The sequence below is a fragment of the Sphingomonas sp. TF3 genome, assembly GCF_003985085.1.
In the GTDB taxonomy this organism is placed as follows: domain Bacteria; phylum Pseudomonadota; class Alphaproteobacteria; order Sphingomonadales; family Sphingomonadaceae; genus Sphingomonas.
Map to the genome: position 1 here is coordinate 49,048 of NZ_RWKS01000018.1, position 22,234 is coordinate 71,281.

Annotated in this window: 22 protein-coding genes; 10 read left to right on the forward strand and 12 right to left on the reverse strand. The window is 63.8% G+C overall.

The window, feature by feature from the left end:
- Position 1: 1 nt before the first annotated feature.
- Positions 2-454 carry a DUF2721 domain-containing protein gene (locus tag EJC47_RS15535; RefSeq protein ID WP_033965490.1) on the reverse strand — a complete coding sequence of 151 codons (453 nt, stop codon included), beginning with the start codon at positions 452-454 and terminating at the stop codon, positions 2-4.
- An 84-nt stretch (positions 455-538) separates the two neighbouring features.
- On the opposite strand from EJC47_RS15535, the gene EJC47_RS15540 reads away from it, so the two are divergent.
- The 7 genes from EJC47_RS15540 (at position 539) to EJC47_RS15570 (ending at position 9,827) form a co-directional block, all read left to right on the forward strand.
- Entirely contained in the window at positions 539-1,615 is a 1,077-nt protein-coding gene (locus EJC47_RS15540; RefSeq protein ID WP_126848827.1) for a GNAT family N-acetyltransferase, read from the forward strand.
- Between the two features lie 35 nt (positions 1,616-1,650).
- Positions 1,651-1,923, forward strand: a complete 273-nt coding sequence (locus EJC47_RS15545) for a UvrB/UvrC motif-containing protein (RefSeq protein ID WP_033965491.1) — start codon at positions 1,651-1,653, stop codon at positions 1,921-1,923.
- Positions 1,924-2,259: 336 nt separating this feature from the next.
- Positions 2,260-4,683 (forward strand): ATP-binding protein, encoded by a 2,424-nt coding sequence (locus EJC47_RS15550; RefSeq protein WP_260591610.1) that lies wholly within the window; start codon positions 2,260-2,262, stop codon positions 4,681-4,683.
- Between the two features lie 98 nt (positions 4,684-4,781).
- The gene (locus EJC47_RS15555; protein ID WP_033965496.1) at positions 4,782-5,354 is read left to right on the forward strand and encodes an RNA polymerase sigma factor; all 573 of its coding nucleotides are present in this window, start codon (positions 4,782-4,784) and stop codon (positions 5,352-5,354) included.
- Positions 5,312-6,256 (forward strand): DUF4880 domain-containing protein, encoded by a 945-nt coding sequence (locus tag EJC47_RS15560; RefSeq protein WP_126848829.1) that lies wholly within the window; start codon positions 5,312-5,314, stop codon positions 6,254-6,256. The genes EJC47_RS15555 and EJC47_RS15560 overlap by 43 nt, the downstream gene beginning before the upstream one ends.
- Before the next feature lie 81 nt (positions 6,257-6,337).
- Positions 6,338-8,818, forward strand: coding sequence for a TonB-dependent receptor domain-containing protein (locus EJC47_RS15565; protein WP_126848830.1), 2,481 nt, complete (start codon positions 6,338-6,340; stop codon positions 8,816-8,818).
- Between the two features lie 76 nt (positions 8,819-8,894).
- A complete protein-coding gene (locus EJC47_RS15570) occupies positions 8,895-9,827 on the forward strand; it encodes a metallophosphoesterase family protein (RefSeq protein ID WP_126848831.1) in 933 nt (310 codons plus the stop codon).
- A gap of 128 nt (positions 9,828-9,955) precedes the next feature.
- Here EJC47_RS15570 and EJC47_RS15575 read toward each other — a convergent pair whose 3' ends face one another.
- The 3 genes from EJC47_RS15575 to EJC47_RS15585 all read right to left on the reverse strand — a co-directional run bounded on the left by EJC47_RS15575 (position 9,956) and on the right by EJC47_RS15585 (position 11,684).
- Positions 9,956-10,435 carry a nuclear transport factor 2 family protein gene (locus tag EJC47_RS15575; protein ID WP_033965523.1) on the reverse strand — a complete coding sequence of 160 codons (480 nt, stop codon included), beginning with the start codon at positions 10,433-10,435 and terminating at the stop codon, positions 9,956-9,958.
- Positions 10,432-11,064, reverse strand: a complete 633-nt coding sequence (locus EJC47_RS15580) for a pyridoxamine 5'-phosphate oxidase family protein (RefSeq protein ID WP_126848832.1) — start codon at positions 11,062-11,064, stop codon at positions 10,432-10,434. The genes EJC47_RS15575 and EJC47_RS15580 overlap by 4 nt, the downstream gene beginning before the upstream one ends.
- A gap of 74 nt (positions 11,065-11,138) precedes the next feature.
- On the reverse strand, positions 11,139-11,684 hold the full coding sequence (locus tag EJC47_RS15585; protein ID WP_033965498.1) for a carboxymuconolactone decarboxylase family protein: 546 nt from the start codon (positions 11,682-11,684) through the stop codon (positions 11,139-11,141).
- A 115-nt stretch (positions 11,685-11,799) separates the two neighbouring features.
- On the opposite strand from EJC47_RS15585, the gene EJC47_RS15590 reads away from it, so the two are divergent.
- The gene (locus tag EJC47_RS15590) at positions 11,800-12,705 is read left to right on the forward strand and encodes a LysR family transcriptional regulator (RefSeq protein WP_126848833.1); all 906 of its coding nucleotides are present in this window, start codon (positions 11,800-11,802) and stop codon (positions 12,703-12,705) included.
- Between the two features lie 203 nt (positions 12,706-12,908).
- Here EJC47_RS15590 and EJC47_RS15595 read toward each other — a convergent pair whose 3' ends face one another.
- The 3 genes from EJC47_RS15595 to EJC47_RS15605 all read right to left on the reverse strand — a co-directional run bounded on the left by EJC47_RS15595 (position 12,909) and on the right by EJC47_RS15605 (position 14,707).
- Positions 12,909-13,247, reverse strand: coding sequence for a hypothetical protein (locus EJC47_RS15595; protein ID WP_033965502.1), 339 nt, complete (start codon positions 13,245-13,247; stop codon positions 12,909-12,911).
- 48 nt (positions 13,248-13,295) lie between these two features.
- Positions 13,296-13,658 (reverse strand): hypothetical protein, encoded by a 363-nt coding sequence (locus EJC47_RS15600; protein ID WP_033965503.1) that lies wholly within the window; start codon positions 13,656-13,658, stop codon positions 13,296-13,298.
- Between the two features lie 206 nt (positions 13,659-13,864).
- On the reverse strand, positions 13,865-14,707 hold the full coding sequence (locus tag EJC47_RS15605; protein ID WP_249340811.1) for an N-acyl homoserine lactonase family protein: 843 nt from the start codon (positions 14,705-14,707) through the stop codon (positions 13,865-13,867).
- 134 nt (positions 14,708-14,841) lie between these two features.
- Between EJC47_RS15605 and EJC47_RS15610 the strand changes: the two genes are divergently transcribed.
- On the forward strand, positions 14,842-15,546 hold the full coding sequence (locus tag EJC47_RS15610) for a helix-turn-helix transcriptional regulator (protein ID WP_126848834.1): 705 nt from the start codon (positions 14,842-14,844) through the stop codon (positions 15,544-15,546).
- A gap of 297 nt (positions 15,547-15,843) precedes the next feature.
- Here the strand turns inward: EJC47_RS15610 and trmB are convergent, their stop codons facing one another.
- Positions 15,844-16,524, reverse strand: a complete 681-nt coding sequence (trmB, locus tag EJC47_RS15615) for a tRNA (guanine(46)-N(7))-methyltransferase TrmB (RefSeq protein ID WP_033965504.1) — start codon at positions 16,522-16,524, stop codon at positions 15,844-15,846.
- 67 nt (positions 16,525-16,591) lie between these two features.
- A complete protein-coding gene (locus tag EJC47_RS15620; RefSeq protein ID WP_231565175.1) occupies positions 16,592-17,344 on the reverse strand; it encodes an EAL domain-containing protein in 753 nt (250 codons plus the stop codon).
- A 251-nt stretch (positions 17,345-17,595) separates the two neighbouring features.
- Here EJC47_RS15620 and EJC47_RS15625 point away from each other — a divergent pair, with 251 nt between their 5' ends.
- Entirely contained in the window at positions 17,596-18,234 is a 639-nt protein-coding gene (locus EJC47_RS15625; protein ID WP_126848835.1) for a hypothetical protein, read from the forward strand.
- 16 nt (positions 18,235-18,250) lie between these two features.
- Here the strand turns inward: EJC47_RS15625 and EJC47_RS15630 are convergent, their stop codons facing one another.
- The 3 genes from EJC47_RS15630 to lnt form a co-directional block, all read right to left on the reverse strand.
- Entirely contained in the window at positions 18,251-19,330 is a 1,080-nt protein-coding gene (locus tag EJC47_RS15630; protein WP_126848836.1) for a hypothetical protein, read from the reverse strand.
- Between the two features lie 69 nt (positions 19,331-19,399).
- Positions 19,400-20,623 carry a methionine adenosyltransferase gene (metK, locus tag EJC47_RS15635; RefSeq protein ID WP_033965508.1) on the reverse strand — a complete coding sequence of 408 codons (1,224 nt, stop codon included), beginning with the start codon at positions 20,621-20,623 and terminating at the stop codon, positions 19,400-19,402.
- Positions 20,624-20,699: 76 nt separating this feature from the next.
- Positions 20,700-22,229: an apolipoprotein N-acyltransferase gene (lnt, locus tag EJC47_RS15640; RefSeq protein WP_126848837.1), complete on the reverse strand. Its 1,530-nt coding sequence runs from the start codon at positions 22,227-22,229 to the stop codon at positions 20,700-20,702.
- Between the last annotated feature and the right edge of the window lie 5 nt (positions 22,230-22,234).

The following is a 22,234-nucleotide window of genomic DNA, read 5'->3' on the forward strand; positions in this document are numbered from 1 at the left end:
CCTAGCGTTCCAGCAATTCCGGGCGGATGTGGATCGCGGTCAGCGACATGCGCACTTCGATCAGGAACGACACCAGCGCCGAGATCAGCAATCCCATCGCCAGGATGAAGGATAGCGCGACGATGGTACCGATGTGGAGCTTGATCAGCACCGCGACGAACAGCAAGGCCACCACCAGGCACGTCATTACCGCGCTCGACACCGCCATCACCAATGCCGCGTTGATTACCGACATGCGGCGGTCGAGCAGCCGCAATTCCCAGACGTGGCGGTCATGTTCGGGCCCGACCGAGCGGGGGTGAAGGTCCTCCACCGCGCGGGCGCGATCGACCACCCGGGAAAGCCGTCCGGCCAGCACGTTGAGCAAGGCACCGATTCCGGCCAGCATGAACACCGGGGATAGCGAAAGCTGGATCGTCTGCGCGATCGTGTTGACAGCGGGGATCGAGAACATCGTTCGACATTGGGGGGTGTCGCCGCGCGACGCAAGCGGTGCTCTGCACCGAATGGTAACCCAGTTGCGCTAACGCCGTGCGCCATGACCAAGCCGATGCTGCTCGCGGAGTTCACGCGCCTGCCGTCGCCGACCCGGGCGAGCGTGCTCGATGGCCTGTCGGGCGCGATCGATGCAGTGGCGGAAGCCGCCCCTGCCGCGCAACGTTTCCTGCGCTATCAATGGTATGCGGCGGCGCTGGAGGCTTATGGCGGCGCGGCGCGCACGATTGTGGTGGAAGACGACGACGAACCGGTGATCGCTCTGCCGTTTGTCGGTGTCGGGCCGACGTTGGCGCGCGTCGCGATGGTGCCGGGCTGTTATTGGCCGTTCCGCGGCTTTCCCATGCACGCGCGGGTTGGCACCCGCGCGGTCGATGCGCTGCTTGACACGCTCGGGCGCTCGGTCAACGCGCTGCGGATCGGGCCGGTCTGCGACGGCGATCCGACGATCGAGGCGTTGCTCGCGCGGGCCCGGGTGAAAGGGTGGGCGGCGCTCGACCGCTTCGTCGCCGACAGTTTCGTGCTCGATTTGACGCAGGACGATTGGCCGCGCGGATCGACGCTGCGCAAGAATCGCTTCCATGAAAAGCATTTGGCCGAACATGGTGTGCTCGACTGGCGCTTTGTCGGCGCTGGAGAGTGGGAACTTGCCTTCGATGCCTTCGCGCAGGTCGAGGGACGGAGCTGGATCAGGGCGAAGACTGACGGGCGCGATGCCAAGTTCACCCGCACCGGCCATGGCCGGTTCTGGCGCGGGGCAGCGCGCGATCCGATCCTGGCGGGAATGATGTCGGCGGCGCTGCTGACCATCAAGGGTGTGCCCAGCGCCTTCTCCTTCGATCTCGATTGCGGCCCGACGCGCTACGCCATCGCCAACAGCTATGACCCTGCTGTCGCCAGACATTCGCCGGGCAAGCTGCTCGCGTATCGCAATCTCGTGCATGCACGGGGAGCGGGGATTCGAATGGTCGATTGGGGCGCGGGCGACAGCGGATACAAACAAACGCTGGGTGCCGTGCAAGGTCCGGCGTTGCGCGATTGGCTGCTGGTGCGGCCCGGTGTCCCGGCGGCGTTGGCGCGGCTGTTGAAAGGGCGTTGGGCCGCCAGCGGGCAGGGGTGATGGATCCCCGGCGCTGCGCACTGCGTTGAACACGGATGGACGAACTGGCCGATCTTCAGGCACGGATGGAAGCAGCGGCGGCGGCGCTGGATTTCGAGGAAGCGCGGAGGCTGCGCGACCGCATCAGCTTGCTCCGCGGCGGTGCGGATGCCGCTGCAGCGGCATCGGCCGACACCGCAGGTCTGACGCGGCAACAGCCGGGCGCAATGGGGCTCGGTTCCAGTCAGCAGCGCGTCAGCCCACCGCCCGGATGGACGCCGCCGCGTAAGCCCGATCCGATGACGCAAGGACGATCGCGCAAGCGGTGATGCCGGACGAGTCGGTGTACTGACAGCCGCCTTTTCGAAACGAGAAGACTGGACCCAATACGGTTTCCCGAAGATTGCGTCGTGAGAGGTAACCGCACTCCCTCCCACGTCTCCTTTGCGAATATACGCAGGCTTTCTCGTAAAAATTCAGCGATGTAGTTGAAATATACAGTCGGCGATCGTGGTACAAGAAAAGTCATGAGGACATAGACGGCGTATCGTCCCACTCCTCCTATTTGCGTTGTGGGCGTATAGAATATAAGTGATATGGCGTTAAGGTTAATATTGTGCGGTCGCAAATCTTCCGGTCCAGTGTGGCGTTGGTCAGGACTAAAAATGAAATCCGCAATTTCCAGGTCTAGGTTTGCAGCCGCGCTACCCGGGTTATGCGTTTTTTTGGGCGTGCTCTGCGGAAGCCTCCTATGGCAGATCTGGGCCGAGGTGTCGGGTAAGGCTCCCCCGCTATCGTTTTCACTGGGCATTGGCGTCGCATCGCTTATTCTTGTCGGTCTACGATATTGGCCGGTGGTGGCAATCGCGGCGATCGGGACAACGGTGTTCGCCGAACCGGTGCATCCCGTTCTGCAAAATGTCGCGCATGGTGCGGGTCTCACGCTTGGTGCGGTCATCTCCGCATTCCTTATCGAGCGGTGGCGGATCAGGCCAAGTGACCTTCTGGATCCAAAGTCGGTGTGGCGGACCTTGGCGGCGGTCGTCGCGGGGACGTTCGCGGGTGCAGTGTCGGCGACTACGGTGGTAATGCTCGTCGGCGGGCCTGGTACTTTTGCGGCGGGCGTCGAGGATCGTGCGGCGCGTTTTGGATTGGGCTTAATTCTCGCGACGCCGCTGGTCTTGTCATGGGCAGCGCCTCCTGCGGAGCGCTGGACGCGCGTCGCGTGGTTTAACTTCGTTGCGTTGATGGTGCTTTGCGCCGCCGTCGCTGCGGCCATCAATTTCGGTTCGGGGACTGCTTCCTTCGCGTGGGTTATGTTTCCGCTCATCATCGCCGCCTTGCGCTTTCATTTGCGCGGAGCTGCCACATCGATGGTGCTTGTCGCGGTCATCACGCTGTGGGCCGCCGGACAAAATTCTTTCCAAGCCGTGGGGGAGCTGGCCAGTGGCCAGGTGCGCCTGGCGCAGTTGCTGGTCGCCGTGACCGCCGCGACCATGTTTGTCCTCGCCGCGACCGCCGACAAGCGTCGCGAACAGGAGCGCGCTCGGGATGCGGAGCAACGCTATCGCGCCATTTTCGAACAGGCCGGTGTCGGCGTGGCGGTCCTGTCGGCCGATGGCGAGTATCTCGCGGCGAACGAGCGCTATCTCGAGATCGCGGGATATGGCCGCGATGAGCTGCTTGGAAGCCACTATACCGCGATTCTCGACGACACCGAGGCAAGCGCGAGCCGAAACGTTCTCGCCCAACTTTCGGGTGGCACACCCCCCATCATATCGCGCGATCTGAATATCCGAACCAAGGGTGGCGAAAAGCGGTGGATTCGGGCGACGTCGAGCAAGATTGTCGGGGCTGCGGGCGCGGTCGATCAGGTCGTGACCGTGGTCGAGGATATCTCGGAGCGCGTAAAGGCAGAGGTTGCGCTTTCGGAGAGTGAAAAGCGTTTCCGCCTGGCCCAGCAATATGCGGGCGTCGGTGTGTTCGACATCAACCTGACCGAAGAAAGCGCACTGCATTCGCCGGAAAGTGCGGCACTGTTTGGAGTGCCCTGGCATCCCGGCGCATACAGACTTTCGGAATTTGTCGACCGCATCGGTCAGTCGCAATTGCACGAGATGCGGGCAAAATTGTTCCGGTCCGCGGTCGACGAAGCCCCGTTCGAAATGTCCCTGCGCGTCTCCATGCCGGATCGCCGCATTCGCTGGATCCGTTTGCACGGCCGATACGATCCTTATGAGGAGCGACCTCGTCTTCTCGGCCTGGTCATCGATATCACCAGCGACGTTGAAGCGAAGGCGCAATTGCGCGAAGCAAATGAGAAGTTCCTGCGCGTTACCCGCTTGAGCGCGATGGGTGCGATGGCCTCGACCCTGGCGCATGAGTTGAATCAGCCGCTATCGGCCATCACCAATTATGTCGAAGCGGGACGCTACAAGCTCTGCGACGCTGAAGCGGTCGACGGGAAGCTGCTCGCGATCCTCGATTCCGCGCGTGATCAAGCGCTGCGCGCGGGCGAAATCATCCGCAAGATGCGGGCCTTTGCCGTAAGTGGCGAGGTCGTGTTCGAACGGGTGTCCCTGGGGCCGGTCCTCGCGGCGGCGTGCGCTGGTGTGCAGCAACTCAAAATGGCCGATGATGTGACCCTCATTTGCCATCCCGTGCGGCCCGACCTCTTGGTGGTTGGCGATCCGGTGCAGCTCGAGCAAGTGATGTCGAATCTGGTCCGCAACGCTGTCGAGGCAACCAAGGGGGTGGCGCGTCGGGAAATCGTGGTGTCCACCGATATCCGTCAGCGCGACGTATTGATCACAGTGTCCGACAACGGGTGCGGTCTTCCCCAGGGGATGCTCGAAAACCTGTTTGCACCGTTTCGGACGAGCAAATCGAACGGTGCCGGCCTGGGACTGGGCCTACCGATTTGCCGAACTATCGTCGAGGCGCATGGCGGCAAATTGTGGGCGGAAAACAATCCGCAGGGTGGCGCGACCTTCAGCCTTGTCCTGCTCTTGGAAGAGGGCTGGGCGCATCTCGGGAAAGGCGAGATCGCGTCCGAGCCATACGGGCAACGCGACGACCGGGCCGCCTAGAGCCGCAGATTGCGGAAGGACCGTCCTGTTTTCGCGTGAATGTCGCGTTGTTGTAAGAATGCCGTCCTAAGCGCGCTCCGAGCCGTTTGGAGCATAGGTTGAGCTGGCTGCGTGACATCGATCGCTGGTTCATGGCCGAGGTGCTGCCGCACGCAGCCGCTTACCGGGCCAAGGCGGCGCATTTTTGCGGTCGTGACGATGCCGATGATCTGGTGCAGGAAGCCTATGCGCGCGTCCTGAAGACGCCGGACTTTCGGGCGATCGTCAGCGCGCGCGGGTTCGTCCTCACGATCGTGCACAATCTCGCGCTGGAGCGGCTGCGGCGGGCGAACGTGGTGCGGATCGAACTGTTGGCATCGCTGGACATGCTTGATGTGGCGGATCCCGCACCCGACGCCTTTGCGGTTGCAGCCGGGCGTTCCGACTTGCGACGCCTGCTCCAGCTGATCGATGACTTGCCGCCGCAATGCGCGCGCGTCCTGCACATGCGCAAAATTCAGGGCATGCCCCCGATTGCAATCGCCGAGGCGCTTTCAATATCTGTCTCGACGGTGGAAAAGCATATCGCTAAGGGGCTTGCCCTCGTAACAAAGGCCCGTCGCGACAGCGAAACCCAGGTGGAGGAAGTTTGTCCGGCCTTTCCGAAATCCCGCAGCGGCACGCTGACCTGACCGACGAGGCGGCCGCCTGGCTGGCCGCGCTGGACGCGGGATCGGCGGACATAGCGGCATTCGAGGCCTGGCGTGACGCGGATATCCGCCATGCCGTTGCCTTCGTCGAGGTGGCCGGCACGTGGCGCGACATGGACGCTTTGCGCCTGGCAAACGGGGACATGCAACGCGGCAACGTCGCCGAACCGATCGCCGCGGAGCGACTGAGCCGACGCCACCTCCTGCGCGCTGCTGCCTCGGTTGCGGTTGTAGTGGTCGTCGGCGGCGGCTTCGCATACCGCGCCGCTGCCCGCGCTTCGGCAACGACTGCCGTCGGCCAGCGCAAGACCGTCGCCGCTGCACCCGGCCTGTCGCTCGATCTCAACACCGACACGAGTGTCTCCTGGAAAGACGGCATGCCTGCGCGGGCCTGGCTGGAACGGGGCGAGATCGCAGTGCGCCTGGCTGCGTCGCACCGGCTGGAGTTATTGACGCCCGGCGGCCGGTTTCTGCTCGAACCGGGCGCGTACAATGCTCGGGTGCGCGGTGCTGGCTGCGAACTGGCGATCCTCGCCGGCGGCGGTACGTTCGAGGGTACTGGGCGGCGCATCGGCTTGGGCACGGTCGCGCTGGCGAACGCAGGCCAGTTGGCGCTGCGCGATGCGCCCGATCTCGGTCCGATCAGCGCATGGCAGCACGACACGCTGGTGCTGAACGGGCAAAGCCTCGATTACGCGGTGTCGGAGATGAACCGCTATCTGCCCGAGAAAATCGTGATCGGTGATCCCGATCTGTCGCGCCTGCGCCTCGGCGGCACTTTCGCCACCACCGACCCCGCCGAATTTCTGCAGGCGCTGCGCACGTCGTTCGGTGTACGGGCGACCACGGGTGCGAACGGCGGCATCGTTCTCACCCGGATTTGAACTTTTTTTACACGGCGAATGGCGGTTCGTCCGCGCTGATCCATCCTTGCCCCGACAATCGCATAGAGTGTGGGGACTTCCATGATACGATATTTGACGACGACCGCCATCGTGGCGGTCGCGATGACCAGTGCTGCATCCGCGCAGGCCGAGCCGGCGCGCATCCGCTTCGATATCAGGTCGTCCGATACGGCCACCGCGCTGAACGGCTTTGCGCGGCAGGCCGGTGTGCACCTTGTCTTTCCGTACGACGCGGTTGTCGGTCGCCGTGTTGCCGCGCTGCACGGCAGCTTCACCCGCGACGAGGCGCTGCGTCGCTTGATTGCGGGGCAGGGACTGGTGATTGCGGAGCAAACCGCCTCGATGATCTCGCTGAAGGTCGCGCCGGTCGAACCTCCAAAGGAAACCGCAAGCACGACCGGAGCGGACATCGTTGTGCTGGGGCAGGGCCAGTCTCGCCAGGTGCAGACCGTCTCCGCCAAGGCGATGGAAAAGACGACGGCGGGCTCGTCGCCGCTGCGCTCGCTCAGTCGACTGCCGGGCGTCAATTTCGACTCGTCCGACGCGCGCGGCACCTATGAGGCGGCGACCCAGCTTTCGATCCGCGGCTTCCTGACCGATCAGATGGGGTACACGCTCGACGGCGTCCCGCTCGGCAATATGCAGTATCGCAACAATAACGGCCTTTCGATCAACCGCGCGCTGCTGACCGAGAACAACGGCGCTGCCACGCTCTCCCAGGGCAGCGGCGCGCTGGGCACGGCGTCGACCAGCAATATCGGCGGCACGGTGGACTTCACGTCGATCGACCCGACCGCACGCTTCGGTGTCGATCTCGAGGCGAGCTACGGCAGTGCCAATTCATGGCGCACCTTCGTTCGCCTCAACAGCGGCGATCTGCCATGGGGCGGACGACTGGCGCTCTCCTATGCGCACGACCGGCAAGGCAAATGGAAGGGCTGGGGCAAGCAGGTTCAGGACCAGATCAACGCCAAATACGTCCAGCCGCTGGGCGATAGCGTGACCTCGACCACCTTTCTCGACCTGATCGACCGGCGCGAAGACGATTATAACGACACCTCGCTGGCGCGGCTGAAGACCTATGGCTGGGATTTCGACAATATCCCGACTTTCGCGCTCGCCGAACAACTCGCCACGATCACCCAGAATGGCGGCACACCGCCCGCGCCTTATGTGAACGCGGACGACAGCGTGTATCAGGGTGGCGGCGTTCGGCGAGATCTGCTCGCGTACGAAAAGTTAGGCTATCAGCTTTCGCCGCGGCTGTCGGGCTTCACCACCGGCTATATTCACCTCGACAAGGGCATCGGCACCTGGGCCGATCCCTATGATCCCACGCCCGCAGCCTATGGCGGCTCGCCGATTTCGGTTTCGGCAAACCGTTACGACATCGATCGCAAGGGCATCCTCTCGCGCCTGACGTTCAAGACCGGTGACCACAAAATCGAGGGCGGCGTGTGGTATGAGCGCAACGCGTTCAACCAGGCGAACTATCTCTACGGACTTCAGGCGGGCGTCGCGCCGCAGGAGTTTCAAAAGTTCTACACCAACCCATTCCGCACGACTTATTCGAACCAATATACCACCGACACCGTGCAACTCGACATCAGTGACACCTGGCAGGCGACGGACCATCTTCGCCTGAACGCGGGCGTGAAGGGTGTCGTTTCCACCAATCACGCGCACAGCATCGTCAGCACCAAGCCGATCGACGGTTCGATCAAGGCGGAGAACTGGTTCCTGCCGACCGCCGGCCTTCTCTACACGCTGGACGGCCACAACGAACTTTTCGCGGATTACACCCGCAATATGGCCGCGTTCGTCGCGTCCACATCGAGCGGCCCCTTTTCCAGCAGCTCGCAAGCCGGTTTCAACTATATCCGCAGCGACCTGAAACCGGAGATGACCAACACGTTCGAGGCCGGTTACCGCTTCCATGATCGCGATCTGCAGCTTTCGCTGACCGGCTATTACGTGAAGTTCAACAACCGCCTGCTTGCTTCATCGATCAGCGCGACCGTCGTCGGCAACCAGAACGTGTTGCAAAATGTCGGCAGCGTCTCTTCGCGCGGCGTCGAGACGGCGGCGAACTGGCGGTTCGCGCCGCATTGGTCGCTGTACGGCAGCTGGGCTTATAACGATGCGACCTATGACGACAATGTCCAGCCGCTGGGCGGGGCCGTTGTCGCCACCAAGGGCAAGCAGGTGGTCGCGTCGCCGAAGAACGTCGGCAATGCCGAGCTGAATTATGACGATGGCACATTATGGGGTGGGGTGACTGCGCATTATCGCAGCGCGCGCTACTACAGCTATCTGAACGATGCTGTGCTGCCGGGCGCGGTCAATTTCAACCTTTCGGCCGGCTATCGCTTCAGCCGCCTGCTCGACGTTCAGGTCAACGTGATGAACCTGTTCGACGCGCATTATATCGCTTCGACCGGCACCGCCGGTTTCGTAACCTCTGATCCCAACGGCACCTACACCACGCTGCAGGCCGCCGCCCCGCGACAGGTGTTCGCGACGGTGCGCGCGCACTTCTGATCCGTTTCTCCGGAAAGGGGCGCTCCCTCGTATCGTATCGGGAGCGCCCCTCGACCGTCTTTTCGATGGGGGCCTTATGGACCGTCGCACGCTTCTGAAGCTCTCGATGGGCGCGCCGCTTCTGCCGCTGGCGGCGCGGGCGGCGTCGGCCGCGCCGCCGCAGACGGACGACGCATTCTCTTTCGTCTTTATGGGCGATTGCCATATCCGGCCTGAACTGGACGCCGCCCGCGCTTGCGCGATGTGCTTCGAGCAGGTCTCCGCGTCCGACTGCGATTTCGTGTTTCAGGGTGGCGACCACATCGAGGACGCGCTGGAAACCGGAAGGGATCGCGCGACGATGCTGATGGATCTCTATCAACGGACCGAGCGCGCGCATCTGCGCAAACCGGTGCATCACGTCATCGGAAATCACGATTGCCTCGGCGTCTTCCCGAAGAGCGGGATCGATCCTTCCGCGCCCGATTATGGCAAGCACTTCTACATCGATCGCTTCGGACCGCGATATTACGCCTTCGACCATAAGGGCGTGCATTTCGTCGTGCTCGATTCGATCGGCCTGACGGCCGACCGAAATTACGAGGGGCGCGTCGATGATGAGCAACTGGCGTGGCTGCGCGGCGATCTCGCGGCGCAGCCCAGCGGTGCTCGCATTATCGCCGTGACGCACATTCCGCTGGTTACCGCGATGCAATGCTATGAGCCGGAATCCTGGCTCGACACGCCGCACAACTGGACGTTCGTGGTCAATGGCCGCGACGTGCTGCGGGTCCTGCGCGACCATAATGTTCTCGCGGTGCTACAGGCACACAGCCATGTCTATGAGCAGATCGAGCTGAACGGCATGTCCTTCATCACCACGGGTGCCGTCGCAGGCGCGGATTGGCGTGGATCGTTCCTCGGCACGCCGGAGGGCTACACCGAGATCGCCGTCTCCGGCCGCACCGTGACGAGTTGCTATCGAACATACGGCTTTTCCAGCGTCGCTCGGCAAGACGTGCCGATCTGAATGCCGATCAGCGACAGCGTCGACCGTCCGGGCACTTGCCGCAGGCGCTGACAAAATCGGGGATGTCGAATGTGCTCTCTGTTATCGGCAGGGAGGGGCGCGACCCTGATCTTTCCGGAGAACGATGGTCACCCATCTACGCCGGTCAGGCCGGGATAGTCCTGCGGGCGCGGCGCGGGGGCATTCCAACGGAAGCGGCGCTCCTGCTCCGTGATCGCCAGATCGTTCACCGACGCCTCGCGGCGGCGCATCAGCCCGTTTTCGGCGAACTCCCACTGCTCATTGCCGTAACAGCGATACCACCCACCGGCGATGCGGCATTCGTACTGAAACCGCACCGCGATCCGGTTGTCGGTAAACGCCCACAGGTCCTTGACGAGGCGATACTCCTCTTCGCGCGCCCATTTGGCCCTCAGCAACGCGACAATGGCGGGCCGACCCGTGACGAAGCAGTCTCGGTTCCGCCATTCGCTATCGATCGTATAGGCCAGGGCCACACGCTCGGGGTCGCGGCTGTTCCAGGCATCTTCCGCGGCGCGCACCTTGAGCAAAGCGGTCTCGCGAGTGAAGGGCGGCATCGGCGGCCGAGGGATTTTGAGCGGGCTCATGCTGGGATGTCCTTTTCGGCGAGCGCTGTGCGCAGCGCGGCGTTTTCGGCCTCGAGCGCGGCGAGTCTGGCGTGGAGAGGAGCCGAGGCTGCAACGATCTCGGCCTCGGTAAAACGCGGGGTGATGTGTTGCGGGCAATTCCAATCGAATGCCTCAAGGTGCAGCAGGAAGAAGCGTTCGGGCAGGCCGCGATAGTTTGCGAGCTCGAGTTTCGTCGCCAGTGCGGCATCGGCGGAGAGATCGCGCACCTCGATCCGGGCATAGAGCTTCAACCGGCGACGGCGCGGATAGTCCATCAGGAAGATCGCGACACGGTCGTTCGCCGCGATATTGCCGAGACTGATATATTGGCGATTGCCCCGAAAATCGGCGAAAGCGAGCGTGGTCTCGTCCAGAACCTTGAGGAAGCCCCGGGGGCCGCCGCGATGCTGGACATAGGGCCAGCCGCTTTCCGATACGCTTCCCAAGTAGAAGCTGTCGCGGCTGGCGATAAATTCGACTTCGGCTGGTCCGAAGCGGTCCGACGGGCGGTGCCCGCCGACTGCGTCGTAAAGCCCGGCACTGCCGTTTGCCAGCTGTGCCGCTAGCACGCTCGGCGTCGTTGCGAGGGTGAGGAAGGCATTGGCCATGATCCGACTCCCGGAGGGCTGGAAAAGGGGACATCGTTGGCGGGCGCACGGTGCGCGGCCCGCCAACGGGGGCGTCACGCGGCCTGGGCAGCCAGGACGACCGGGAAGTCAATGTCGGTTTCGGCGACATTGTTGATGTAGTTGGTCAGCACGTTGAGCGCGACCGACGCCACGATCTCGATCACCTGGGCGTCGCTAAAGCCGGCCAGACGCACTGCGGCGAGGTCGGCGTCGCTGACGCGGCCGCGCGCGTCGAGCACCTTTCGCGCGAAGACAAGGGCGGCGTCGGCCTTGGCGTCGCCCGAATGACCGGTACGGTTCAGCGCGACCTCGGCGTTGTCGATCTTGGCGAGGTTGAGGCCGAGATAGGTGTGCGCCGACAGGCAGTAATCGCAGCCATTTGCCTGCGCGATTGCGAGCGCGATGCGTTCGCGGGTCTTGGCGTCGAGCGTGCGGCCCAATGCGCCGTTGAGGCCGAGATAACCCTCGAGCGCTGCGGGGCTGGTGCCGACGAGACGGAAGAGGTTGGGGATCGTGCCGAGCTGTTTCTGGACGGCATCGAGCAGCGGCTGCGACTTTGCGGGGGAATCTTCGCGCGTGGGGATAGCGATGCGGGACACGTCTTTTCTCCTGGGTAGGCGGCTGGGTGCGGCCTGCCCAATTAAAATGCCCTTTCGAGCCGTCTGTGATAATCGGTTCAATCGACACTTCACTCATGCGAAGATCGGGATAATCATGGATCGGCTGGAAATGTTGCGCACCTTCGTTGCGGTGGCCGATCATGCGAGTTTTGCCGAGGCCGCGCGCCTACTGCGCGTCTCGCCCACGGCGGCCAGTCGAGCGGTGGCGGCGCTGGAACTGTCGCTCGGAACCCCCTTGTTGCGGCGGACGACGCGATCGGTGCGGCTGACAGACGAGGGTGCCGCCTATCTCGAGCGCTGCCGTGCCGCGCTGATCGAACTCGACGATGCAGCGCTGGCTTTGCAAGGTGCGGGCGCACTGCCGGGGGGCAGTCTTGTCGTCACCGCGCCGGTTACCTTTGGGCGTCTCCATATCCTGCCGATCGCCACCGGCCTGCTGCGCGATCATCCGCGTCTGGATGTGGAACTCACCTTGATCGATCGCGTCGTGCGCCTGGTCGATGAAGGGATCGATGTCGCCGTGCGGATCGGCGATTTGTCGGACAGTTCGCTCCATGCCCTCAAGGTGGCGGAGGTACGGCGGGTTCTTGTCGCCAGTCCTGGCTATCTGGCGGCGCATGGAGCGCCCGGGAACGTGCCGGCGCTACATGGACACGCCTTGATCTCTTTTACCGAGATCGACCGCGCGCACGAGTGGCGCTTCGGAACGACCGGCAAGACCGCCATCCGGATCGAGCCAAGGTTGACGGTCAACACCGCCGATGCGGCCATTGCGGCGGCGACCGATGGCGTGGGGATCGCGCGCGTTCTGTCCTATCAGGCGCTTGCGGCCATCGCGTCGGGGCGGTTGGTCACGGTGCTCGACGGGGCCGCGCCGCCGCCCGCACCGGTTCACCTGGTCTATCAGGCCAACCGACGCGCTTCGGTCAACGTACGCGCCTTCATCGATGCAGCGCGGGCGCATTTCAGTGGGTTGGATCTGACAGGTGGCGCGGCGTGACCAGTACGGCCGATCCGCCAGCGTTCGCTCACCAGCTTAGCCCAAGAGTTCCCCGCAATGGGGCAAGCTACGAACCGGCAAGGCCTGTTCTCCGCTCTCCACCGCTTGGCGCTGTTCGCGGCGCGCCATTGGGACTCCCAAACCAGCCATAAGCGGGAGCCGAACGAACGGCAGGTTCCAGCCGCGTCGGGCGCGCAGCCCGATCAGCGTTGCTTCTTGGCCGTAGTCGCCGTGAAATCGGGAGCCTTGTTTGCTACCCAATCGACGAACTTGCGCACATTGGGGTTGGCCAGCAAGGCCTCCACATCGGCTCCATGGCGCTGGAGCTCGGAGTTGCTGAAGTTGGCGATCAGCGTTTGCTGGCAGATGGGGTGCATGGGGACAACATCGCGCCCGCCCCGGCTCTTGGGTACGGGATGGTGCCAGACTATGGTCTTGCCGGTGGGCCGACCGCAGAGCCAGCAGGGCACTATGGCCGGTGGGGCGTCATCGTCTCGATCCGAATCCAGATATGGATCATGCTTGGAATGTTTACGTGCCATGCGTCTATCGTGTCTGTCTGAAATCGCGCTGCCCCAAGCAGCAGTGCGTCAGGCTTGATAGCGCAACGTGTTCGAAAACCCATCATTCGCCTTTGTCATCTTCGCGATTTTTCGAAGGTTGGCTCGGATGTTGCGATCAAAGCGGCGGTCGTCATAGATGCCCGTGATCGGATACTCGTCCTGGGCGAGCAGTGTCTTGATGCGCGCAGCGAATGCCGCCTGGTCATCGGTGCCCCCAGGGGCATTCAGGCGGCGGCAGACCCATTCCTCGGCGGCGGCTTTGTCATAGTCGTCTTGGGCCTCATATCCTCGCTTATCCGCAGCCGCTTGCTCGAGCGTCGCAGCCTTGAGGCGGCTTTCCAACCACTTGCGAACGAGTTCGCTATCCCATGCCTTTGTCGAACTGCTCATCCTGCTTTCCAATCCTGATCCCGCGCTGAACCGGATCGCATCGAGTCGGGCGCGCCAGCCGCCGCTATAGACGTTCCAGCATGGCATGGTGAGGCAGGGGACCAGAGGACGGCATCCCTTGCTTTTCCGTCAGCAGGTGCGCGGCGTTCGGCGGTTGTCATCGGAACCAACATCATGGCAACCGCCTGCTTCAACAGTCCCTCACATCAGCGTGTCGGCTCCGGAAAGCGCGCAAGCTTCCCAACGTCTGCCGGGTCGTGCTGCACAATGATGGTCGCGCCGGTGTTTGCTGCGAGCCTTTGCAAGCGATCCATCGACGCCAGGCTATCGGCGCGCTCGGTGTTCCAGATCGGCACTGCCGAAAGCGGCCATTGGGCTTCCAGGTGCACGACATCGCCGGTGAGGATCACGGCACCGGTCCTGGGGAGACGCACCAGCAGCGAGGATTCGCCGGGGGTGTGCCCCGGCGTGGCAAGCATCACGACCGAGCCGTCCCCAAAAATATCCCGATCGCCTTCGATCAGGTCGACCTTGCCCCCACCGGTAAACCAGGGAGCGAGCAGGTGCGGGTCGGCGAACGGGATCGTGCCCCTATGCAGCGCCGCCCAATCCCGCGCGCCGATCAGCAGCGTTGCTTTTGGAAAGCTCGCTGCCTGTCCGACATGGTCGAAATGATAGTGGCTGATCGCCAGCCGTCCAATATCGTCCGGGCGAATGCCGATCCGCGCAAGCTGGGTCGGCAAATCGACCGCGAGCGTCGGGCTGATCGGTTGCGCGTCAATCGGCGCGCCGCGTACGGTGACGGGCAACCCTGCGTCCCACAACAACAGCTCTTTGCCGTGGCGGATCAGGTAGCAACCGTCGGTCAGTCGGCGTGATTTCCCGGCATAGCTGCCGGCATCGGATAACGGCGAAGCGTCGTTCATTTCGATCTCGCCGCAATCCAGTCGCCACAGCTCGACCTCGGGAGCGGTCGGAGCGGCTTGAACGGGGGCGCTCGGCAGGAGCGAGACGCAACTGGCCAGCACATGCCACAACGTGAATTTCATGACGTGATCCTCGATTGATAGATGTCCGGAATGACGGCGCGTGCTCAGGGGCGTGGACCCGAACCGCTCGGTGATGCGCCCGAAACGCTCTGTCGGCCCTTGTTCGTGTCGCGGCGGACGCCGATGGTCAGCCCATGACGAATTACGACCCCACCCAGGAGGCACAGCGCGGCGATGTCGCACAGCGTTTTCCGCGCGGTGTGCCCTTCGCGATCCCCGCAGGTCTGGAAATCGATCTGGTCAACATTCCCGATCCGCAGAGCGGGCGGTACGAATCGATTTGCATCACGGTCGATGCGCCGCTGCGCCAGTCGCTGCGCGCCAGTCTGAACGGCTTGCCCGATGGCCCGAGCATCCCGGGCAGCTTTGGCATTGCGCTGTCCGCCGATCTGGTGGAGGCCTATGGACATGCTGCGAGCGCGCTGGCGGCCCCAGAGGCGGCCACGGCCGAAGCCGTGGCGCGGCATCGTATCGTGGAAATTCTGTTGTTGCTCAGCGGCACGCATGTCGGGCGGATGCTCGTCGCTGTCGATCGCGCCGAACAGCTCGAAGCCATCGTATATGCGGACCCTTCCTATGCCTGGCGGGTCGAAGAGGTCGCCGGTATGCTTGGCATGGGGGCCTCTACGTTGCGCCGTCACCTGAAACAGGCAGGCACGTCGTTTCGCCAGGTCTGCCTGTCCGCGCGCATGGCGACGGCGGGATCGCTCCTCAGCGCGCCGGGCTATTCGGTGACCCAGGCCGCCCAGGCTGCGGGCTATGCGTCACGCTCGCATTTCGCGCGTCAGGTTCGGGCCGCGCACGGAGTGGCACCGGGGCGGTTGCGCAGCGTGGCTTAGCGCGAGCAAGCGGCCCTCGGGACGATTTGCCCCGCCGTCGGCACCGTCACCGGGATGGGCGGTCCCGTTCCCGCCGCTTTGGGGAGTCGCCGCGCCGGTGTTGCCGGTGCCACTGCCGGGCCGACTGCGGCTCGCGCGGTGGTCGCCGCATTCCCGACCTCGACCTGCGGGTTCCGGCAAGCTTGGCGGATCTTGGCAACCTTACATCCGGCGATTTCGCGGTGGTGGCGCGTCAGCAAGGCGGGAACTTGTCGTATGGCTATGATATAATTACCAAAATCCTGCGATATTGCAGCCTTATTTACGTCGAAAGGTGAAATACCAGACCTCGCGCCCCTGGCGGCGCGCCTTGCGTTCATAGCGGGTCTCGGGCCAGTCCTCGGGGCGGTTGAGGAAGTCGGCGGGCTCCCGCGCGGTCCACACGAAATCGCGGCGTTGCCCCATCACCATCATCGCCCAGCGGCAATAGGTCGGGTCGTCGGTGCCGAGGCGGAACTCCATGCCCGGCTTCAGCTTGGCCGCGATCAGATCGAGCGGGCCGTGATTGACCATGCGTCGCTTGGCGTGGCGGGCTTTGCGCCACGGGTCGGGGTGCAACAGGTACACGCGCGACAGCGAGGCATCGGGCAGGCGCTCGAGCACGTCGAGCGCGTCGCCCATGTGCAGGCGGACATTGTCGAGATCCGCGTCGCGGACGTGCCCCAGCGCGCCGACCACGCCGTTGAGGAAGGGTTCGCAACCGATAAAGCCCGTGTCGCGCCGCGCGGTCGCTTGCCCGGCGAGATGTTCGCCCGCGCCAAAGCCGATTTCGACTTCGAGCGGGCGATCGCTGCCGAACAGCCGTGTCGCGTCGAGCGGCCCGTCGGTCGGCACGCTGATTTGCGGGAGCAGGGTTTCCACCAGGTCGGCCTGGCCCAGGCGCAGTTTATGGCCCTGGCGGCGGCCATAGAGGCGGCGGGTCGTCATCGGATCGGTCATCGGCGCAGGCTCTAGCGAGCGCGCAGGCGGCTGGAAAGCGCCGTTTCCTTCGCGGGCGCGGTCGCGGTCAGGCGGCGTGCGCGAGTTCGGGGCGAACGAGGCGTCCGATCTGCGGTCGCGCGAAATAATAACCCTGCATGTAGCGCACACCGATGCCGCGCAATTTGTCATATTCGGCGCGCGTCTCGACCCCCTCGGCAATCACCTTCACGCCCAGTCGCGAAACCAGATGGAAGGTTTCCTCCACCACCAGCCGCCGCGCCCAACTGCCGCACAAACCGCGGATCAGATCGGGCTGGAGCTTGACGGCATCGGGCAGGAAGCGGCTCATCAGCGTCAGCCCCCAATCGCCCGATCCAAAATCGTCGATGATGGTGGTCATTCCCATCTTGCGATAGGCGCGCGCGACACGCTCCAGATGCGCGTCGTCGAGCCGCTTGCACTCGCTGAATTCGAAGGTCAGCCGTTCCGGCGGGAATCCCGTCTCGCGCGCTGTCCGCAATGTGCGCTCGCTGTCGGCGACCGGATCCTCGATCGCCTCGGGCAGGAAGTTGATCGATAACAATGCGCCGGTGGACATGATCCCGGCTGCCACGGCCTGGCGGATCGCAGCCACGCGGCATTGCTGGTCGAAGGCATAGCGGGTCTCGGGCGTCACCCGCGCCAGCATTTCCGGGGCGCCTTCGCCGTTGGGACCGCGCACCAGCGCCTCATAGGCACAGGTACGGTTCGCCACGACATCCATGATCGGCTGGAACGCCATGACGAGGTGAAAGTCATGCTCCTGCTCTGCATTTGGACGTGCGTGTTGACCGGACAAGAGACGTTTCCTCTGGTGACCCTTGTCTATTGATAGACGCTACGACGCCGTAACGGTCGGCTCGTGCGGTGGTTATTTTCGGGGTAAATTTGCCGTAGGCGACGATCGGCGGATATTTTCGGCGATCGCGGTGCCCAAAGACGTCGGCCGAGCACAGGCCGACGATATTAAGATAATCTTCATCGTGAACGCTAAGTATTGGTAGAATAAGCAAGTATAAGCCCGTCGGTATTGGCAACGGGGGCTTATCGATGAAATTTTCCCATTGGGCGGGAATCGTGTTCGCGTCATGCGCACCCGCGGTTGCCGAGGCGCAATATACGGTACAGTGGGCGGCTCCGGCTGCGGTAACGTCCGCCACCGCCTATTTCCCGATGGGAACGCCGCTGCAATTGACCACGCGCACCGAGCTTAACACCAAGGACAATCATGCGGGCGATCGCTTCTATCTCGAAGTGGCCGAACCGCTTGTCTATCGTGGTCAGGTAGTGGTACCGGTCGGGTCGATCGCGGTGGGCGAGGTGATGCGCGCCGAACGCAACGGCCATTTCGGCAAGCGTGGTCAGCTCGATATCCGGCTCGATTATGTGCAGACGCCGAACGGACCAATCCGCTTGTCGGGCCGCACCGCGCGGCAGGGCAACGGGCAGGGCGCGCTGGCAATTGGCGGCGCGCTGTTCATTTCCTGGCCGATGCTGTTCATTCACGGCACCAGCGGCAGGATGCCCGCCGATACGGTGGTGACAGCCTACCTCGCGGACGATCTGCGTTTCAACGTGCAGGCAGCCTCCGCGCAAGCGGTGGCGGCCATGCCGGATAGCGAGCAACAGGCGCGCCGAGCGCCGCCCGCGCGGTTTGATCCGTCGGTTTTTTCGTCAAACCGACCGTAGGGGCTTAACTTGGGGGCTATTTTATCACCCCGCTATCGATCTGAATGTCGCGCTTTTCGCCCCAAGTCGTGGCCCTGCTTGCGAAATGTTCCTTGTTGACGATTTTGAGGGCTTGGTCGGGGGGCGGCAAGCGATCGCGCGGGACGTAGCTGCCCGCTGCGGCAACTTCATATTCGGTCACCGACCAGGACGCCTTCGCTTTGGTGTCGAGCAGCGCCGAGAGCATGTCGGGCTCGACCATCAGGCCGCGACCGGCATCCTGATAGGCGATGAGATAGCGATCGGTGGTGCCAACCGGGCGATACACCCCGCTGCTGCCCATGCCGATCGAGGCGGCGAGGTCGCGGCACCAAGTCACGGGCGGTGGCGGAGGTTCATCCTTCGCCATCTTCTCCTTTTGATCGGTCGATGCGCTCGACAGCAAGGCACCGAACAGCAGCGCGCTGCCCATCGCCTTGCTACGGTTGATCGGTTTCGCGTCGCCCGACAGCGCGAGCGGGGATGTGCAATCTGCGACCGGCACGGCGGCGGGCTGTTGCGCGATCTTCTGCGGCCAGCCGAGCGCCGCGACGACCGCGCGCACATGCGTTTCCAGCGTCGCGCCATCCAAGGTCTTCGACGAATAGCGCACCGACACGTACCAGTCGGCCCCCAGTGGCATGAAGGCGATTGCCGTGCTGCGAAACGGGCCCTTGCTGACGCTGTAGCTGTCGATCAAGCCGCTTGCTGTGCCCTGGCCGGGTGGCGCGAACGCGGTCGGCATGTGCAGCGGCACCAGCCCGCCATAGATGTCGCGGTGGCTGGCGACCCAGTCGATCCGGTCGAACCACAGGGGCACCGATCCGCTGACATTGCGGAACACATAGACCGTCAGCGTTTCGCTATTGCTGGGATTGTCGAAGCTCAGCGCCTCGTCGAGATCGGGAACGTAAGCGACCGCAGACGTGCGCTGCAAGCCATCGAGCGCGGTTGGAACCGACAGGCCGGAGGGTTTGTGACGATAGGGCTCGGTCGCATCGAGCTTCAATTGCGGGGGCTGTTGGGCGATTGCGGGCGAAGCGACGCACAGCGCGATTGCAGCCAGTAAAAGGCGCATGAAAAACTCCCCCGGAATCGCCAAGCGATACCGGGGGAGCCTAAAGTCTCAGCGATTTACCGCAAGCTGTTACGCGACAGCGGCCTTCAGGGCGTCGACCAGATCGGTCTTTTCCCAGGTGAAGCCATCGGCGTCGGGCTCGCGACCGAAATGGCCGTACGCCGCGGTGCGCTTGTAGATCGGGGCGTTGAGCTTCAGATGCTCGCGAATGCCCTTCGGTGTCAGGCGGACGAGCTGCGGCAGCACTTCCTCGATCTTGGCTTCGGTAATGCCCTCGGCACCGGTGCCATGCAGGTCAACATAGAGCGACAGCGGCTCGGCAATGCCGATCGCATAGCTCAACTGGATCGTGCAGCGGCGCGCAAGGCCAGCGGCCACGACGTTCTTCGCCATGTAGCGCGAGACGTATGCTGCCGAGCGATCGACCTTGGTCGGATCCTTGCCCGAGAATGCGCCGCCGCCATGCGGCGCTGCGCCGCCGTAGGTGTCGACGATGATCTTGCGGCCGGTGACGCCCGCATCGCCATCCGGACCGCCGATTTCAAACGCGCCGGTCGGGTTGATGTAGATCTTGGTCGCGTCGGTGACGAAGCCCTCGGGCAGCGTCTCGGTCAGCACGCGCGAAACGTACGCATGCAGTTCATCGTACAGCGCCGGGTTGGCATTGTCGCCCTGCAGGCAATAGCCCGCCTTATGCTGGGTTGAGACGACCAGCGCGGTCGCGCGCACCGGCACTTCATTCTCATATTCCAGCGTGACCTGGCTCTTGGCGTCGGGCTCCAGGAACGGGGCCGCGCCCGAATGGCGGTCAGCCGCCATGCGCTCGAGGATCTTGTGGCTGTAATAGAGCGTCGCGGGCATCAGGCCCGGCGTCTCGTCGGTGGCGTAGCCGAACATGATGCCCTGGTCGCCAGCGCCTTCGTCCTTGTTGGCACCTTCGTCCACGCCCATCGCGATTTCCGCCGACTGGCCGTGCAGATTGTTGTGGAAGGCGAAGGTTTCCCAATGGAAGCCCGACTGTTCGTAGCCGATTTCCTTGACCGTGTTCCGCACGGCAGCTTCGATCTCGGCGAGCGCGCCCTCGGCCCATTCGCCATTCTCGTACACGCCCTTGCAGCGGATTTCGCCGGCCAGCACGACGAGATTGGTGGTGGTCAGCGTCTCGCACGCGATGCGCGCATAGGGGTCCTTGCTCAGGAACAGATCGACGACGGTGTCGCTGATCTGGTCGGCGACCTTGTCAGGATGGCCTTCCGAGACCGACTCGGAGGTGAAGAGAAAACTGGAACGCATGTGTTGAGATCCTCAATGGTTGAGGAGAGCTTTGGCCGTTGCCATGCCTGATATAAAGCTTTCCTTATATGACGCCCTATCGTGCGAAACGTCGCAATGCAATTGCCGACAGGAGGAATGCGGCACCAACAATTAGTGCTATCAGGTTGCCCAACCGCGCGAACAGGGTGGGGGGAGCCGCAGGCGGGATCGGCCGTTCGATCGCGCCCGGCCTGTCCGCCGGGATCGACGCGAGCACGCGGCCCTGCGCATCGATGATCGCCGAAATGCCGGTCGGCGTGGCGCGAATGACGGGCAGCCCCTCCTCGATTGCGCGCATCCGCGCTTGCGCCAGATGCTCGGCCTGGCCCCAATAGCCGAACCAACTGTCATTGGATGGCTGGAACAAAAAGGCCGGGCGGTGGCCGGGCTCGACCACCGCGCCCGAAAAGATGATCTCGTAGCAAATCTGGAACCCCACCCGCCCGAAGGCGGGCAGATCAAGCCCGCCAACGCCCCTGCCTGCCGAAAAATCGAAATCGCCCGGCACGAGGCGCGCGAGGCCGATCGCCGAGAGCAGCGGGCGCGCGGGCAAATATTCGCCGAACGGCACCAGATGGCCCTTGTCGTACCGCCCGAGGATGCGCGCGTGCGAATCGAGCGCGAAGATCGCGTTGGTCGCGCTGGACAGCGTCCCCGCCGAATCGAACATCAGCGCGTTGCCACCCGTCAGCACCACGTCCTTCGGGCCGAGCAGCGCCGCGATACGGTGGCGCGTCTCATACGGCGTCGCTTCCCAATAATATTGGCGGGGATAGCCATCCTCGGGCAGGAAGCGCAGCGCGCCCTCGGGCCACACGATCAAGCGCGGGGCGGGGCCGGGCTTACCGCTCAGCCGCGCGAGCTGGCGCAAATTGGCCTCGGCATAATCGTCGCGCGGTCGCTGTTCCTGGTCGAGATCGGGCTGGACGACGCGCACGCGCGGGGCGGTGGCGGTCATGCGGGTGGGGGCGGGTTGCTCCAGCGCGGCCATGCCGAGGAGTATCGGCAGCGCGAGCATGGCCGTGCTCGTCCGCCACTGCCGCGTGACGGCGAGCAAAACGGCACCCGCCGCGAGGACAGCGACCCCCGACAGGGCGTAGGTGCCGAGATAACGCGCGCTCGCCGCGATTGGGGTTGGCAACCAAATCTCCGACAGCGGGTTCCACGGATAGCCGGTGAACGCAGTTCCCCGCAGATATTCGGTGGCGATCCAAGCGGCAGCAAAACTGAATACGTAGGCGGCATCCGGGCGAGCCCCGCGAAAACGCCACGCCACCCCGGCGGCGGCCATCGGGAAGATCCCGAGATACAGCGCCATAACGCCCGGCGCGATCCAGCCGAGCGCGTGCGGCATCGCATCCTGATAGGTGAAGGCCTTGGCGATCCAGTTATTGCCGATCAGGAAATGCGCAAAACCGAACAGCCATCCGCGCCACAGCGCCGCGCGGATGCCGGGTGCTTCGTGCACGATCCACATCCATGCCGCCACGCAGCCAAGCGTCACTGGCCATAGCTCCAGCGGCGCAAAGCCGACCGCAGCGATACCGCCAAGCAGGAAGGAGAAGAGCGCGGGGCGTTCGGTCATGCCTG

Excerpts from the sequence above, each read along its gene's own strand:
- EJC47_RS15535 (WP_033965490.1), bottom strand. The coding sequence starts at position 454 with ATGTTCTCGATCCCCGCTGTCAACACGATCGCGCAGACGATCCAGCTT.
- EJC47_RS15540 (WP_126848827.1), top strand. The coding sequence starts at position 539 with ATGACCAAGCCGATGCTGCTCGCGGAGTTCACGCGCCTGCCGTCGCCG.
- EJC47_RS15545 (WP_033965491.1), top strand. The coding sequence starts at position 1,651 with ATGGACGAACTGGCCGATCTTCAGGCACGGATGGAAGCAGCGGCGGCG.
- EJC47_RS15550 (WP_260591610.1), top strand. The coding sequence starts at position 2,260 with ATGAAATCCGCAATTTCCAGGTCTAGGTTTGCAGCCGCGCTACCCGGG.
- EJC47_RS15565 (WP_126848830.1), top strand. The coding sequence starts at position 6,338 with ATGATACGATATTTGACGACGACCGCCATCGTGGCGGTCGCGATGACC.
- EJC47_RS15570 (WP_126848831.1), top strand. The coding sequence starts at position 8,895 with ATGGACCGTCGCACGCTTCTGAAGCTCTCGATGGGCGCGCCGCTTCTG.
- EJC47_RS15575 (WP_033965523.1), bottom strand. The coding sequence starts at position 10,435 with ATGAGCCCGCTCAAAATCCCTCGGCCGCCGATGCCGCCCTTCACTCGC.
- EJC47_RS15580 (WP_126848832.1), bottom strand. The coding sequence starts at position 11,064 with ATGGCCAATGCCTTCCTCACCCTCGCAACGACGCCGAGCGTGCTAGCG.
- EJC47_RS15590 (WP_126848833.1), top strand. The coding sequence starts at position 11,800 with ATGGATCGGCTGGAAATGTTGCGCACCTTCGTTGCGGTGGCCGATCAT.
- EJC47_RS15595 (WP_033965502.1), bottom strand. The coding sequence starts at position 13,247 with ATGGCACGTAAACATTCCAAGCATGATCCATATCTGGATTCGGATCGA.
- EJC47_RS15600 (WP_033965503.1), bottom strand. The coding sequence starts at position 13,658 with ATGAGCAGTTCGACAAAGGCATGGGATAGCGAACTCGTTCGCAAGTGG.
- EJC47_RS15605 (WP_249340811.1), bottom strand. The coding sequence starts at position 14,707 with ATGAAATTCACGTTGTGGCATGTGCTGGCCAGTTGCGTCTCGCTCCTG.
- EJC47_RS15610 (WP_126848834.1), top strand. The coding sequence starts at position 14,842 with ATGACGAATTACGACCCCACCCAGGAGGCACAGCGCGGCGATGTCGCA.
- trmB (WP_033965504.1), bottom strand. The coding sequence starts at position 16,524 with ATGACCGATCCGATGACGACCCGCCGCCTCTATGGCCGCCGCCAGGGC.
- EJC47_RS15625 (WP_126848835.1), top strand. The coding sequence starts at position 17,596 with ATGAAATTTTCCCATTGGGCGGGAATCGTGTTCGCGTCATGCGCACCC.
- EJC47_RS15630 (WP_126848836.1), bottom strand. The coding sequence starts at position 19,330 with ATGCGCCTTTTACTGGCTGCAATCGCGCTGTGCGTCGCTTCGCCCGCA.
- metK (WP_033965508.1), bottom strand. The coding sequence starts at position 20,623 with ATGCGTTCCAGTTTTCTCTTCACCTCCGAGTCGGTCTCGGAAGGCCAT.
- lnt (WP_126848837.1), bottom strand. The coding sequence starts at position 22,229 with ATGACCGAACGCCCCGCGCTCTTCTCCTTCCTGCTTGGCGGTATCGCT.